The 14461-nt window shown below is 60.6% G+C and carries 10 protein-coding genes; 4 read left to right on the top strand and 6 right to left on the bottom strand.

Features of this window, described 5'->3' with window-relative positions; translation table 11 throughout:
* Nucleotides 1–2 precede the first annotated feature (2 nt).
* From rpoC to CLU93_RS10070, 3 genes are all read left to right on the top strand, one after another.
* Nucleotides 3–4244 (top strand): DNA-directed RNA polymerase subunit beta', encoded by a 4242-nt coding sequence (gene rpoC / locus CLU93_RS10080; protein ID WP_099760957.1) that lies wholly within the window; start codon nt 3–5, stop codon nt 4242–4244.
* Between the two features lie 542 nt (nt 4245–4786).
* On the top strand, nt 4787–5419 hold the full coding sequence (locus CLU93_RS10075; RefSeq protein ID WP_099760956.1) for a transcriptional regulator: 633 nt from the start codon (nt 4787–4789) through the stop codon (nt 5417–5419).
* 76 nt (nt 5420–5495) lie between these two features.
* A complete protein-coding gene (locus CLU93_RS10070; protein ID WP_099764326.1) occupies nt 5496–6335 on the top strand; it encodes an HDOD domain-containing protein in 840 nt (279 codons plus the stop codon).
* Nucleotides 6336–6407: 72 nt separating this feature from the next.
* On the opposite strand, the gene CLU93_RS10065 is transcribed toward CLU93_RS10070, so the two are convergent.
* The 4 genes from CLU93_RS10065 to CLU93_RS10050 form a co-directional block, all read right to left on the bottom strand.
* Complete coding sequence (locus tag CLU93_RS10065) at nt 6408–8219, bottom strand: DUF885 domain-containing protein (RefSeq protein ID WP_099760955.1); 1812 nt, start codon at nt 8217–8219, stop codon at nt 6408–6410.
* Nucleotides 8220–8354: 135 nt separating this feature from the next.
* Nucleotides 8355–9452, bottom strand: coding sequence for a M48 family metallopeptidase (locus tag CLU93_RS10060; RefSeq protein WP_099760954.1), 1098 nt, complete (start codon nt 9450–9452; stop codon nt 8355–8357).
* Nucleotides 9449–10615 (bottom strand): HPP family protein, encoded by a 1167-nt coding sequence (locus CLU93_RS10055; protein ID WP_099760953.1) that lies wholly within the window; start codon nt 10613–10615, stop codon nt 9449–9451. Before CLU93_RS10055 ends, CLU93_RS10060 begins: the two co-directional genes overlap by 4 nt.
* Nucleotides 10616–10695: 80 nt before the next feature.
* Nucleotides 10696–10992 carry a DUF3349 domain-containing protein gene (locus CLU93_RS10050; protein WP_180287835.1) on the bottom strand — a complete coding sequence of 99 codons (297 nt, stop codon included), beginning with the start codon at nt 10990–10992 and terminating at the stop codon, nt 10696–10698.
* A gap of 159 nt (nt 10993–11151) precedes the next feature.
* Here CLU93_RS10050 and CLU93_RS10045 point away from each other — a divergent pair, with 159 nt between their 5' ends.
* Nucleotides 11152–11652 (top strand): thioredoxin family protein, encoded by a 501-nt coding sequence (locus tag CLU93_RS10045; protein WP_099760951.1) that lies wholly within the window; start codon nt 11152–11154, stop codon nt 11650–11652.
* 6 nt (nt 11653–11658) lie between these two features.
* Here the strand turns inward: CLU93_RS10045 and CLU93_RS10040 are convergent, their stop codons facing one another.
* Together CLU93_RS10040 and CLU93_RS10035 are read right to left on the bottom strand one after the other, a co-directional pair.
* The gene (locus CLU93_RS10040) at nt 11659–13662 is read right to left on the bottom strand and encodes a methyl-accepting chemotaxis protein (RefSeq protein ID WP_257224923.1); all 2004 of its coding nucleotides are present in this window, start codon (nt 13660–13662) and stop codon (nt 11659–11661) included.
* A gap of 197 nt (nt 13663–13859) precedes the next feature.
* On the bottom strand, nt 13860–14357 hold the full coding sequence (locus tag CLU93_RS10035) for an Lrp/AsnC family transcriptional regulator (RefSeq protein ID WP_099760949.1): 498 nt from the start codon (nt 14355–14357) through the stop codon (nt 13860–13862).
* Nucleotides 14358–14461 lie beyond the last annotated feature (104 nt).

The raw sequence follows: 14461 nt of genomic DNA, 5'->3' as shown, positions 1-14461 counted from the left end.
ACATGAAAGCACTGCTCGATCTATTCAAGCAAGTACAGACCAACGAGACCTTCGATGCAATCAAGATCGGTCTCGCTTCGCCTGAGAAAATCCGTTCGTGGTCCTACGGCGAAGTCAAAAAGCCGGAAACCATCAACTACCGTACCTTCAAGCCTGAACGCGATGGCCTGTTCTGCGCCAAGATCTTTGGCCCGATCAAGGATTACGAATGCCTGTGCGGCAAGTACAAGCGCCTGAAACACCGCGGCGTGATCTGCGAAAAGTGCGGCGTCGAAGTCACGCTGGCCAAGGTGCGCCGCGAGCGCATGGGCCACATCGAGCTGGCCTCGCCGACCGCGCACATCTGGTTCCTGAAGTCGCTGCCGTCGCGTCTGGGCATGGTCCTGGACATGACCCTGCGGGACATCGAACGCGTGCTGTACTTTGAAGCATACGTCGTGACCGATCCAGGCATGACCCCGCTGAAGAAGTGCCAGATCATGTCGGAAGACGACTACGCCGCCAAGTACGAAGAGTACGGCGACGACTTCACCGCCTTCATGGGCGCCGAAGGTATCCGTGAACTGCTGCGCTCGATCGACATCCACCGCGATGCCGAAACGCTGCGCGTGGAACTGAAGGAATCGAAATCCGAAGCCAAGATCAAGAAATACGCCAAGCGCCTGAAAGTGCTGGAAGCGTTCCAGCGTTCGGGCATCAAGCCTGACTGGATGATCATGGAAGTGCTGCCAGTGCTGCCGCCGGAACTGCGTCCGCTGGTACCGCTGGATGGTGGCCGTTTCGCGACCTCGGATCTGAACGATCTGTATCGCCGCGTCATCAACCGTAACAACCGTCTGAAACGCCTGATGGAGCTGCGCGCTCCAGAGATCATCACGCGCAACGAAAAGCGCATGCTGCAAGAAGCGGTCGATTCGCTGCTGGACAACGGCCGTCGCGGCAAAGCGATGACCGGCGCCAACAAGCGTCCGCTGAAATCCCTGGCAGAAATGATCAAGGGCAAGGGCGGCCGTTTCCGTCAAAACTTGCTGGGCAAACGCGTCGATTACTCCGGTCGTTCGGTCATCGTCGTCGGCCCGCAATTGAAACTGCATCAGTGCGGCTTGCCGAAACTGATGGCGCTGGAACTGTTCAAGCCATTCATTTTCAATAAACTGGAACTGATGGGTCTGGCGACCACGATCAAGGCAGCGAAAAAGCTGGTCGAGATTCAAGAGCCGGTCGTGTGGGACATCCTGGAAGACGTGATTCGCGAACATCCGATCATGTTGAACCGCGCACCTACGCTGCACCGTCTGGGTATCCAGGCTTTCGAGCCAGTCCTGATTGAAGGCAAGGCCATCCAGTTGCACCCACTCGTCTGCGCCGCATTCAACGCCGACTTTGACGGTGACCAAATGGCGGTCCACGTTCCTCTGTCGATCGAAGCGCAGATGGAAGCACGCACTTTGATGCTGGCATCGAACAACATCCTGTTCCCATCGAACGGCGAACCGTCGATCGTGCCGTCGCAGGATATCGTGCTGGGTCTGTACTACGCGACGCGTGAAGCGATCAATGCGAAGAACGAAGGGATGATGTTCCCTGACGTTTCGGAAGTGATCCGCGCCTACGACAACAAGGAAGTCGAACTGACGACCCGCGTGACCGTGCGTATTACCGAATACCCGAAAAACGCCGAAACGGGCGAATTCGAGAAAACGATTACCCGCTACGAAACGACGATCGGCCGTGCGATCTTGTCGGAAATTCTGCCTAAAGGCTTGCCGTTCTCCGTCCTGAACCGCGCGCTGAAAAAGAAAGAAATTTCCAAGCTGATCAACACGTCGTTCCGCAAGTGCGGCCTGCGCGCCACCGTGGTGTTCGCAGACAAACTGATGCAATCGGGTTTCCGCCTGGCGACACGCGCCGGTATCTCGATCTGCGTCGACGACATGCTGGTACCACCGCAAAAAGTCACCCTGATCGCGGCGGCCGAATCGGAAGTCAAGCAGATCGAACAGCAATACGCCTCGGGTCTCGTGACCGCCGGCGAGCGTTACAACAAGGTAGTCGATATCTGGGGCAAAACCTCGGATGAAGTCGGCAAGGCCATGATGGACCAGCTCAAAGTCGAAGACGTGATCCGCCGCGACGGCACCAAGTCGACGCAAGAATCGTTCAACGCCATTTACATGATGGCCGACTCCGGCGCGCGCGGTTCCGCAGCCCAGATTCGTCAGTTGGCCGGTATGCGTGGTCTGATGGCCAAACCGGATGGCTCGATTATCGAAACGCCGATTACCGCGAACTTCCGCGAAGGTCTGAACGTTTTGCAGTACTTCATTTCGACCCACGGTGCGCGTAAAGGTCTGGCCGATACGGCGCTGAAAACGGCGAACTCCGGTTACCTGACGCGTCGTCTGGTTGACGTGACGCAAGACTTGGTGGTGATCGAGGACGATTGCGGCACCATGAACGGCGCGCTGATGAAGGCGCTGGTCGAAGGTGGTGAAGTCATCGAAGCGCTGCGCGACCGTATCCTCGGCCGCGTTACCGTGCACGATGTCGTCCATCCTGAAACCCAGGAAACGCTGTACGAAGCCGGTTCGCTGCTGGACGAAGACATGGTCGAAGAGATCGAGCGTCTGTCCATCGATGAAGTCAAGGTGCGTACGCCACTGACTTGCGACACGCGCTTCGGCCTGTGCGCCAAGTGCTATGGCCGCGACCTGGGCCGCGGCATGCTGGTCAACGCCGGCGAAGCCGTCGGTGTGGTGGCAGCGCAGTCGATTGGTGAGCCGGGTACCCAGCTGACCATGCGTACGTTCCACATTGGTGGTGCGGCATCGCGTGCGGCAGTGGCATCGTCGGTGGAAGCCAAGTCGAACGGTACCATCCGCTTCACGGCAACCATGCGTTACGTGACGAACGGCAAGGGCGCGCAAATCGTCATTTCCCGTTCCGGCGAAGTGCTGATCACCGACGACCATGGCCGTGAGCGTGAGCGTCATAAAGTGCCGTACGGCGCGACCCTGATCGTCAAGGACGGTCTGGTCATCAAGGCCGGTACGGCCCTGGCAACGTGGGATCCGCTGACCCGTCCGATCATTACCGAATACGCCGGTCAAGTGCGTTTCGAGAACGTCGAAGAAGGCGTCACCGTCGCCCGTCAGGTCGATGAAGTGACCGGTCTGTCCACCCTGGTGGCGATCGATGCGAAACGTCGCGGTTCGTTGACGAAAACGTTGCGTCCGCAAGTCAAGCTGATCAACGAAGCGAACGAAGAAGTCAAGATCGCCGGCACCGAACACTCGGTGGCGATCGGCTTCCAGGTCGGCGCGCTGATCATGGTCAAAGACGGTCAACAGGTATCGGTTGGTGAAGTGCTGGCACGTATTCCTACCGAATCGCAAAAAACGCGCGATATTACCGGTGGTCTGCCACGCGTTGCGGAACTGTTCGAAGCGCGCTCGCCGAAAGATGCCGGTATGCTGGCGGAAGTCACGGGTACGGTTGCGTTCGGTAAAGAAACCAAGGGTAAGCAGCGTCTGGAAATCACGGACATGGACGGCAACAAGCATGAGTTCTTGATCACCAAGGACAAACAAGTGCTGGTGCATGACGGCCAAGTCGTGAACAAGGGCGAGATGATCGTGGACGGCCCGGCCGATCCGCAAGACATCCTGCGCCTGCTGGGTATCGAAGCACTGGCACGTTACATCGTCGACGAAGTGCAAGACGTGTACCGTCTGCAAGGCGTGAAGATCAATGACAAGCACATCGAAGTGATCGTGCGTCAGATGCTGCGCCGCGTACAGATCGTCAATGCCGGCGACACCAACTACATCGTTGGCGAGCAGGTAGAGCGTTCGGAACTGCTGGATCAGAACGACCTGATGGAAGCCGGAAACAAAATTCCTGCGACCTACGAAAACGTTCTGCTGGGTATTACCAAGGCTTCGTTGTCGACCGATTCGTTCATCTCGGCCGCATCGTTCCAGGAAACCACCCGCGTGCTGACCGAAGCGGCGATCATGGGCAAGCGCGATGGTTTGCGCGGCCTGAAAGAGAACGTCATCGTCGGCCGCCTGATTCCTGGCGGTACGGGCCTGGCCTTCCACCGCGCACGCAAAGAAAAAGAAGCGTGGGAAGTGGAAGAGCGTCAAGCACTGCTGCTGGCCGAGAAAGCCTCGATGGCTGGCGAAGCTGCCGAAGCGTTGCAGGACATCGAAAGCCAGCAACACCACGGCGACGAAGCGTAATCTACGCTGTTAGCTGACAAGAACGGCACCTTCGGGTGCCGTTTTTTTATGCCTGCGCGCTTATCCGAAGCATGCGCACGAATAGCGGGGAATGCGAAAAATTATGGTGACCCATTTATATCGCGGATTATCATTACTGAAAAAACGCTATTTATATGGTGGACTGAAATATTGGCTGTATGGGTAAGTGGAAAATGCATGATGTAATGAAAGTCACGCTGTTGTTAATAACTCGGATTGGAATCAAAGCTATATGCCAGTATGTATCCCGGTTGTTTTGTGCATCAATATGGCCGAGTTACTCTTGCATGGACATGGTTGAATTGATCGGCAAATCCAGGTGAGGCGGTTGGTGTCAACGGATCCGAAGTGAGCGCTCACAAGGATGACTGATGACTGGCTAGCCGCAGTTGGCAAACGCTACGTCGCCCGCATGTGTTCGCCCAACTGCTGCAGATCGCGTATCACGGCGTTGTGGTGCCATCACGCAGTATTGCCTTCGCCACGCCAGTTTTCAGTTTATTCATGCTAAGATTTGGCGCATGATTGCCCAAGCCCTGTTTACTCCCGCCCAGCAGAAACTGCTGGGCTTGCTCTTTGTCCGCGTGAATGAAGGCTTTCACTTGAACGAGATCATGCGCTTGACGGGGCTGGGCAGCGCGTCGGCGCAGCGCGAACTGCGCCGCCTGCATGATTCCGGCCTGATCACTTCGGAGCGGATTGGCAATGTGCGGCGCTTCTGGCCCAACAAGGAAAGCCTCGTGTATCCCGAGCTGAGCGGACTGGTGCAGAAAACCTTCGGCATCGTTGGCGTGCTCAGCGCGACCCTGGCGCCCTTGCGTGCCCAGTTGCACCTGGCCTTCGTGTCTGGTGCGACCGCGAAGGGGCAGGACATGCCCGGTAGCGCCATCGACTTGCTGCTGGTGGGCGAGGACGCCAATTATGGCGATCTGTTGACAGGATTGGCCCCGGCCGAGCGAACCTTAAGGCGTAAAATCAATCCCAACTTATATACGCTGGCCGATTATCGCCGGCGTCTGCGCGAAGGTCAGCCATTTCTGCTGCAGGTATTACAGCAGCCGAAGTTGTTTGTCATCGGCGATGAATCGCTATTGCAGGCGCTGGCATTGCCAGACGCTCCCTTGCAAGTGAATGACTTGCCATCTGTATTCTAAAGGCCGGGTCTGGCATTCAATTTCTGGTGCATGAAATTGTTAGCTAGCAAAAACTCTGAGGCGGATTGATCGTATGATGAATAAACTACAGGCTTTCGGTTTAATTGTTTCCCAGGCGGTGCGCGGTGAATTAACGTTTCCCACGAGTGTTAATTCAGCGCTGCAATTGCAATTGGCCCTGGCCGAACCGGACTGCCATATCGATCATGCCATCAAGCTGGTGCTGGCCGAGCCCTTGCTGGCGGCGCGCACGGTGGCCCTGGCCAATTCGGCCGTGTACAGCCGCGGCGATGCGGCGCCCGTGACCAGCGTGCGCGCCGCCGTGATGCGCATGGGTTATCGCAATCTGTATGCGCTGGTGGCGGCCATGGTGGTGCGCCAGTTCGGCAGCAAGATCATCGACCCCGTGCTGCGCCAGAAGGCGACACAGCTGTGGGAGCACACGGCGCACGTGGCGGCACTGGCGCATGTGCTGGCCCGCCGCGTGACGCACGTCGATGCGGACACGGCGCTGTTCGCCGGCATCGTGCATGAAGTGGGCGGTTTTTACCTGCTGTCGCGTGCCGATGAATTTCCTGGCCTGCTCGACGACGATGCGGATCACTGGATGGAGTCCGCCGAAGAAATCATTTCCCGCGAAGTCATGAAGAAGCTCTTGATTCCGCTGGCCGTGAGCGACGCCATCGAAGGCTTGCGCGATGGCTTGCTGTCCATTCCGCCCGATTCCCTGCTCGATACTTTATTGTTGGCCAAGCAACTCTCGCCCGTACCGTCGCCGTTGCAAGCGACGTATGTGGAAATGCTCACGCCTTCCGATTCCGTCATCGATTTCATTATTGATAACGAAACCCTGCAAAGCATCCTGGCCGAATCGACCGAGGAAGTACGCTCGATGAGTGCGGCGTTGCTGGTGTAACTGAAAACGCCAGCGGCAAAAAAAACGGCAGCGCCATCGAGGCGCTGCCGTTTTGTCTTCAGGCCTGGCGTTTTACTTCTGCTGCGCGATCCACAGGTCGACCTTGGCTTCCAGCAGTTTCAAAGGCAGGGTACCGTCGCTGAGCACCACCTCATGGAATTTCGGCAGGCTGAACTTGTCGCCCAGGGCAGCTTGCGCGCGCTGGCGCAGTTCGACGATCTTCAGCGAACCGATCTTGTAGCCCAGCGCCTGGCCCGGCCAGGCCATGTAGCGTTCCGTTTCGCTTTTCGCCACGGCGTCATAGCCGAGGGTGTCGCGCATGTACTTGATGGTCTGCTCGCGTGTCCAGCCCTTGGTATGCAAGCCCGTGTCGACCACCAGGCGCACGGCGCGCAGCATCTCGTCGTTCAAGTGGCCGAAGTACTGGGCCGGATCCTCGAACAGACCCATTTCCTTGCCCAGGGTTTCCGCGTACAGGGCCCAGCCTTCGGTGAAGGCATTGTTGCCGCCGAAACGGCGGAAGTTCGGCAAGTCCATCTCTTGCACCAGCGCCAGGTGGAAATGGTGGCCCGGTTTACCTTCATGCAAGAACAAGGTGGTCATGCCCGTGTCGCCATACTGTTTCGGATCGGTGACGACGGACCAGAACACGCCGGGGCGCGAACCGTCGGCGGCCGGGGCCGTGTAGTGGTCGGCAGCCGTGTCGCGGCTCAGTTCAGGCTCCAGGCGCAAGTCCAGCGGCGCTTTCGGCACCAGGGTGAACAGCGCGGGCAATTTGCTGTCGAGCAGCACGTTCAGCTTGCGGTAGACATCGAGTACTTCCTGCTCCGTCTTGAACGGGCGGTATTTTGCCTGTTCCGAGACCCACACGGGCAAGCCGGCGGCCGGGCCGGTGTAGCCCATCTTCGGGCCCACGATCGCATACTGTTCCTGGATGCGCGCCACTTCCTTCAAGCCGATGGCGTGGATCTGCTCCGGCTTCAAGTCCGTGGTGGTGCTGCTGGCCACGCGCGCCTGGTACCAGGCAGCGCCATCGGGCAGGGCGCTCCAGCCGCTGCTCGTGCGGCCGGCCGGCAGGTAATCGCGTTCCATGAAGGTGGACAGGCGCTGCAGCGCTGGCATCAGCTTGGCCGCGATGATGACGGTGTACGTTTGCGTCAGGCGCGCCTTGTCCGCGTCGGAAAAGCTGGCCGGCAAGTTCTTGATGGGCGTGTAATAGACGCTGTCCTGCGGCGTGGCGCTGACGAGCTTTTTGAATTGCGGCAGGGCCGACTCCGTCAGCGCCTTCGGCAGCACGATGCCCTTTTGCATGCCGACCTTCATGTTGGCGATGGCCTGGTCTATCCAGCCGGGCAACTGGCCGATACGGCTCAGGTAAGCGTCATACTGCTTGACCGTGGTCAACGGTTGCGATGCTTCGCCGCCCGCGTAATTGGCCAGGGTGACGGGCATGCTGTCCATCTGGTTCAGTGGCAGCAGGTATTCGGGGAAGCGCTCGAAGCTCAGCGCCGTCGCCAGTTCATAGTCGAGGATATCGTAGTTGATCTGGTCGTGGTGTGACAGCTGCGCGCGGGCAATGCTGCGCAGGGTCTTCTGGTACTGGCGGTACAGGGCAAACTGTTTTGCGCGCGCGGCGGGAACGATGGCTGAACCGAGCTGGTCGTCAAAACGGTTGTCGCCGCTCTCGGTGGCATTGATCGGCTCGAAACGGGCCTGCGCATCGTAGTACTGGTCGGCCAGCACTTGCAACTGCTGCCTGGCTTTCGGCGCACTGACGGCAACGCTTTTGGCTGCGGGCTGGACTGCTTGCGCCATGGGCGCGTGGGCGAGCAACAGGGAAATGGCCAGGGTGCCGAGGGTGCCGGCGGCAAAACGATGCTTCATGCGCGATGTCCTTTGTAAGGAGGGAATGAACGGAGGCGTAGTAGGGTCGGGGTGGCCGGTCGAGAAGGAACAGCCGGGGCGTAAGCATACGCCATTGCCCAGTGCGTTTGGACAAATTGTAGGGAGGGAATGTTGCTATTTCGCTGTAGGCGGCAGGGCCGCTTTCATCGCCTGCCAGTGCTGGCTGGTCAATGGGATGCAGGCGGGGCAGGGCGTGGCGGCGATCAGGCTCTCGATCTGCTGCGCGCGCGCCGCCGTTTGCGGGTGCGAGGAAATCCAGTCGGGCACCTTGGCCTTGTCCTTGTCATCGAGCTTCTGGAAAAAGCGCAGCATGCCGTCGGGACGGATGTGCGCGCGCTGCAAGGCGAGCAAGCCCAGACGGTCCGCTTCCTCTTCCATGTCGCGGCTGAAATACAGGGTGCCGGCCTGGTGCGCCAGCATGGCGGCCACGGCGCTGATGTCGCCGATGGTCAGGCCCACCAGGGCGCCCCAGCCCAGGCTGGTGATCATTTGCCGCAGCGAATGGCGCTGTTCCACATGCTGCACTTCATGCGCCAGCACGCCGGCCAGCTCGCCCGGATCGCCCGCCTGGCGCAGCAAGCCCGTATGCACGACGATGATGCCGCCCGGCATGGCAAACGCGTTGACCGTGTCATCCTGCTTGACCAGCCAGCGGTACTGGTAGCGCGACCCCGCTGTCAGCTTGCGGCCGATCTCCTGCACTGTCTGCTGCGCCACGCCGTGCTCGCTGATGCCGCCCTGCGCGCGCACTTGCGCCAGGGCCAGTTCGCCCAGCTGCTTTTCCGTCGACAAGGGGATCCATCCGGCCAGCGCGCCGATGGCATGGCTGCCCTGCCACCACAGCAGGGCAGAGGCGACGACGGCCGCGCCCGTCAAGCCGGCCAGCCAGCCCGACACTTGCCGCCGGTTGCGCTGGCGCTCGCCCCACAGGCGCTGCAGTTGCGGCTGCAGCGCGGCTGGCGCTTCGCGCAAGACGATGGCGATGTCGCTCGCTGTCAGCGGCTTGAGCGAGGCTTGCCGCCCTTGTGCGTCGAGCCAGTTCAGGAACAGTTCCGGCCCATCGACACCGCCTACGCTGACGACCAGCTGCGCCACATCCACGTTATGGCCGGGTGCGTCGATGGCCAACTGCCGGCCGAAAAAATGCGCGCCGACGGGTGTGCCGGCGGCGCCGCCCTCGGGACCGGTCAGCAGTGCCTGGAATGGCGTCATGCGGCCGCCTCGGCAAAGCGGCTTTCATACAAGGCCGCCATCAGGTCGGACTGGCTGATGATGCCGGCCAGGCGCTCGTCATCGTCGAGGATGGGAATATGGTGATAGCCGGCGTCGGCCATCAGGGGCACCAGGTGGATGATGGGCGTGCCCAGGCGCGCCGTATGCGGCGACGGCGTCATCAGCTGGCCCACCACCTCGGGCTTGTCGCTGTGGGAAAGCCCGCTGCGCTGCAGCAAGCCGCGCAGGCGCTGGCGCATGCCCTGATAATCGTCGAGGCCGCCATGGCGCAGGAAATCCGTCTGCGTGATGATGCCGATGACGCGGCGCGCCCGGTTCAGCACGGGCAAGGCGCCCACGTCGTGCTCGCGCATGGTGCGCCAGGCCACATCGAGCGGCGTACCGAATTCCACGCTGAGCACATCCTTCGACATGATGTCGGCGCAGGTGACGACGCCGAAGCGGCGCTGGTAGGCGCGCATTTCCGTTTGCAGGAAGATCGCTTGCAAATCGTCGCGGCTGATGTCGAGCACTTCGCTGTGCTGGCGCAAGACGGCATCGAGGTCGTCCGGCGAAAAGCCCAGGCGGTTGCTGGGCACGTCATCCCTGGTGGCGTGCGGATGCGGCGCGACCAGTTGCTGGATGTGCGGGTAGCGGCGTCCCGTCAGGTTGTTGTACAGCACGGCGCAGGCGACCAGCACGGCGGAATTGAACAGCACGGTAATGAAGACGAATTCAAAGCCGGCCGCATGCACGCTGGCGCCACCGACGACGGTGGTGAGCGCCACGGCGCCGCCCGGCGGATGCAAACAGCGCAGGGCAAACATGGCGCTGATGGCCAGGCAGGCCGCCAGCGCCGCCACGCCCACGCTGGACCCTAACCATTTGACGCAGGCCATGCCGACCAGGCCGGAGACGACGTTGCCGCCGACCACCGACCACGGTTGCGCCAGCGGACTCGCTGGCAGGCAGAACAGCAGCACGGCCGAAGCGCCCATGGGCGCGATCAGGTAGACGCTGGCGCTGTCGGGGGCCAGCAGGAAATGGCAGATCAGGCCAGTGAGCAACAGGCCGCAGATGGCGCCCGCGCAGGCGCGCAATTGTTCGCGGCGGCTGCCGTTGTTCGGTTGCGGCAGCCAGCGTGCCAGGAAAGAAGTCGTCATGGGGGAGGGCGCGTTCGGGCCGCGTTGCTCAGTGTGAGCCCGAGATTATCCCATGCGTTGCATTTCGCTGCCGGCGGGCATTAATCCTCGGCGCAGACGGCATGCAAGCCGTGTTGTTCCAGCAAGCTCCTGGCAGCTGCCACGGCGGACGGCGCCGGCTTGCTGCTGGCGCAGGCATAGATGTCATTGAGGACCGTCGCCGCATTCTTGTGTGTGACAGCGGCCATCAGCTCGGCCAGGTTGCGGTCGGAAAAGTGTTCGTACAGCAGGGCCAGCACGGGGACATACGCCGTGTCTGGCATGCCGCCGGGGTAGGCGCTGTGCAGCATGCGCGCGGCGCCGGACAGTGTTGGGGGCAGGGTATCTGGCGTGCTCAAGCAGCTTCTCCATGGTGGTGCTGATACGCGCTTATACGTTTTCCGCATAAGCACAGTGCAATTAAATGGTGGAAATTTCCCACAAGCAGGCATATTCTAGACAATCACGCCCGCTGGCAACTGTTCAGCTGGCCTCACGATTTCTTTCAGGAGCCCTGCATGCGCCTTTCCATTCTTCTTGCCAGCCTGCTGCTTGCCGGCACCGCCATTGCCGCCGCCCCGACGCCAAGCAACCCGGTCGCCACGCCGCACTTGCCGTACAACGCGGCGGCCGACGCCAAAGCCGACGTGGCCCGCGCGCTGGCCGACGCCAAGGCGGCGCATGTGCCTGTCTTGCTGATCTTTGGCGCCAACTGGTGCGAGGATTGCCGTGCGCTCGACAAGGCACTGAAGGAAGGCAAGAACGCCGAGTTGATGCAACAGCAGTTCAAGGTCGTCAAGGTCGATGTGGGCAACTTCGACCATAACCTGGACGTGGCGCACGCCTATGGCAATCCGCTCAAGAAAGGCATCCCGGCTGCCGTGCTCGTATCGAGCGACAACAACCAGGTGCTGTACGCCACCAAGGGCGGCGAATTGGCGAATGCGCGCCGCATGAGTGAAAGCGGCATTTATGATTTCTTCAAGCAAGCGGCGAGCGTGAAAGCGCCGGCGATGTAATCCCCTTTAAAACTCTTCCCACGCATCGCTGGCCGGTGCTGTCGGGCGCGCGGCGGGGATCGCCGCTTTTGCCGTTAGCATGCGCGCCGGCTTGGGCTGCACGGGCTTGCGGGCCGGTTGTTGCAGTACTGCATGCCCCGTTTCTTCCAGCTTGAAGACGCTGACCACCTGCGCCAGCCGGCCTGCCTGCTCTTGCAAGGATTGGGCCGCCGCTGCCGCTTCTTCCACCAGGGCCGCGTTTTGCTGGGTCGCGTCATCCATCTGCGTGACGGTGGCATTGACTTGCGCGATGCCCTGGCTTTGCTCCTGGCTGGCCGAAGCGATTTCTCCCATCAGGTCGGCGACCCTCTGGACCGACACGACGATATCCTGCATGGTGGCGCCGGCCGAGTCGACCAGCTTGCTGCCGGCTTCCACCTTGCTGCCCGAGTCGACGATCAAGTCCTTGATTTCCTTCGCCGCCGCTGCCGAGCGTTGCGCCAGGTTGCGCACTTCTGTCGCCACCACGGCAAAGCCGCGGCCCTGTTCGCCCGCGCGCGCCGCCTCGACCGCCGCGTTCAGGGCGAGGATATTGGTTTGAAAGGCAATGCCGTCGATCACGCCGATAATGTCCGCGATCTTGCGCGAACTTTCTGTAATTGCGCCCATCGTCTGCACGACTTGTCCGACCACTTCACCGCCCTTGACGGCGTGGCTTGAGGCCGATACCACCAACTGGTTCGCCTGGCGCGCATTATCCGCATTCTGTTTCACGGTCGATGTCAGTTCTTCCATGGCTGCCGCCGTCTCTTCCAGACTCGACGCCTGGGTTTCCGTGCGGGCCGACAGGTCCAGGTTGCCCGACGCGATCTGGCTCGATGCGCTCGCAATGGCCCCGGTACTGTCGCGAACTTCGCGTATCGTCACGTTCAGCGATGCGACGAAACGGTTGAAGGCGGCGGCCAGTGCGCCGACCTCGTCTTCCGATTCGACGGGCATGCGGCGGCTCAGGTCGCCGTTTCCGCTGGCGATCTCGCTGAGCATGTCCGCTGCGCGGGCGACGGGGGCGGCGATGGCGCGGCTGATGACATAAATGATGCACAGGGCGATGCCGCCACCGACCAGTGCGGCGATCAGTGCGGCGATCAGGGCCGACCGCGTGACATTGCCCAGCACTTCCGCTTCCGGCACTTCGGCCATCACATACAGATTCAATTCCGGCACGAAGGAGGCGGCGACGAGCTGCTTGCCGGCCGGCGCCGCATAACTGGCATAGGTGTATTTGTTGCCGGTCAGCAGAGTCTTGCTCAATGCTTCATTGAAGCCGGGCAAGTCCTTCAACTGATGCTTGCCGTCGGCCAGGGCCGGATCGCGGTGGATCAGCAGGTTGCCGTCGGCGCGCACCAGGTAGACATGGCCGGTCTGGCCGACCTTGTAGCTGCGGATGGTGTCGGCCATGGCATCGACGCTCAAGCCCATGCCTGCAATGACGGCCTTGCCACCGGCCGTCTGGCCCCGCGCATTCAGGAACAGCATGAAACTGCCCGAGGCTGGATCGCGGTCCAGATTGACCGTGTGCTGTTTGTTTTCGTCGAGCATGCTGAAGAACCAATGATCGGCTGGCTGTTGCTTGTCCAGTGTGCGGATCAGGCCCGCATCGGTCATGTACCTGGATGCAGTTTGCGAACTCCAGCTGACGACGGCTGCCTTGTTTTTCTCCTTGAGCATCTTCGCGTAGCGCTGGAAGGTCGGCAAGCCGCTATCCGCCAGGTCCGCATCTTCCCAGTCGTGCAAAAAGACATCGTTGGCCATCGTTTGCACGACCGACAGCGGTTGGTTGATCTGGCGCAGCACGTCGTTGCGGATTTCTCCCACCTGGGCTGGCAGTTCCTGGCCGACGACGCGCTCGCGCACATAGTCGCTGCTCATGCGCACGCTGAGGAAGGATGAAATGCCCATGAACAGCAGCAGGCATAAGCCCATGCTGAACATCAGTTTTTTCTGGATGGAGAGGTGACGAAGCAGATGCATGGACGACCCTGGGAATGGGCCTGCGCGCCTGGCAGAGGTTGCCGGACATGCACAGGCAAGTGCGCAGTATAGCGACCGATAGGGGGGCGATATGGGGGAAATGCGGTATTTAATTGATGGCCGTTGCTGTGCGGCAACGATTTCAGGATGTCAACATGCGTGATTTTCATGCGCGTCCATACGGCGAGGAAAAACGTTCAGGCAGGCAAGCCGTGGGCGATCAATTCCAGCGGCAACTCCGTGCTGCACTTGATTTGCTCCATGGAAAAGGCGGACGACACGCCCGTCAGTTGTACGGCCTTGATGAGCTTTTTATAGAAGGTATCGTAGCCCTTGATGTCGGTGGTGACGACTTTCAGCAGGTAGTCGATGTCACCGCTCATGCGGTGAAATTCCTGCACCTCGGGCAAGACGATGACGGCGGCGGCGAAGCGGCGCAGCCATTTTTCATCGTGCTGTCCCGTGCGCACGCTGACGAAGACGGTCACGGGCAAGCCCACTTTTTGCCGGTTGACGATGGCCACGCGGCTCTCGATATAGCCCTCTTCCTCCAGGCGCCTGACGCGCTTCCAGCAGGGCGTGCTGGACAAGCCGATCTTCTCGCTGAGAGCGGCGATCGACAGGGTGCCGTCCTGTTGCAGGGCAGCCAGGATGGCGCAGTCGAATTTGTCGAGCGAGGTGTTTGGTGAATTCATTTTACTATTCCGGTTTTTATAGCATAAACATGCTGCATAGTAGCGTAGTTGCAGTGTCTTTTGGCATATCTTCACGGCAGCGTGTCGGTAAACTATCCATACGT

The organism is Janthinobacterium sp. 35 (assembly GCF_002754575.1).
Lineage (GTDB): Bacteria > Pseudomonadota > Gammaproteobacteria > Burkholderiales > Burkholderiaceae_D > Janthinobacterium > Janthinobacterium tructae.
Note: the sequence above shows the minus strand (reverse complement) of the source record. Positions and strands in the feature narration are given on the sequence as shown.

Excerpts from the sequence above, each read along its gene's own strand:
- rpoC (WP_099760957.1), top strand. The coding sequence starts at position 3 with ATGAAAGCACTGCTCGATCTATTCAAGCAAGTACAGACCAACGAGACC.
- CLU93_RS10075 (WP_099760956.1), top strand. The coding sequence starts at position 4,787 with ATGATTGCCCAAGCCCTGTTTACTCCCGCCCAGCAGAAACTGCTGGGC.
- CLU93_RS10070 (WP_099764326.1), top strand. The coding sequence starts at position 5,496 with ATGAATAAACTACAGGCTTTCGGTTTAATTGTTTCCCAGGCGGTGCGC.
- CLU93_RS10065 (WP_099760955.1), bottom strand. The coding sequence starts at position 8,219 with ATGAAGCATCGTTTTGCCGCCGGCACCCTCGGCACCCTGGCCATTTCC.
- CLU93_RS10060 (WP_099760954.1), bottom strand. The coding sequence starts at position 9,452 with ATGACGCCATTCCAGGCACTGCTGACCGGTCCCGAGGGCGGCGCCGCC.
- CLU93_RS10055 (WP_099760953.1), bottom strand. The coding sequence starts at position 10,615 with ATGACGACTTCTTTCCTGGCACGCTGGCTGCCGCAACCGAACAACGGC.
- CLU93_RS10045 (WP_099760951.1), top strand. The coding sequence starts at position 11,152 with ATGCGCCTTTCCATTCTTCTTGCCAGCCTGCTGCTTGCCGGCACCGCC.
- CLU93_RS10040 (WP_257224923.1), bottom strand. The coding sequence starts at position 13,662 with ATGCATCTGCTTCGTCACCTCTCCATCCAGAAAAAACTGATGTTCAGC.
- CLU93_RS10035 (WP_099760949.1), bottom strand. The coding sequence starts at position 14,357 with ATGAATTCACCAAACACCTCGCTCGACAAATTCGACTGCGCCATCCTG.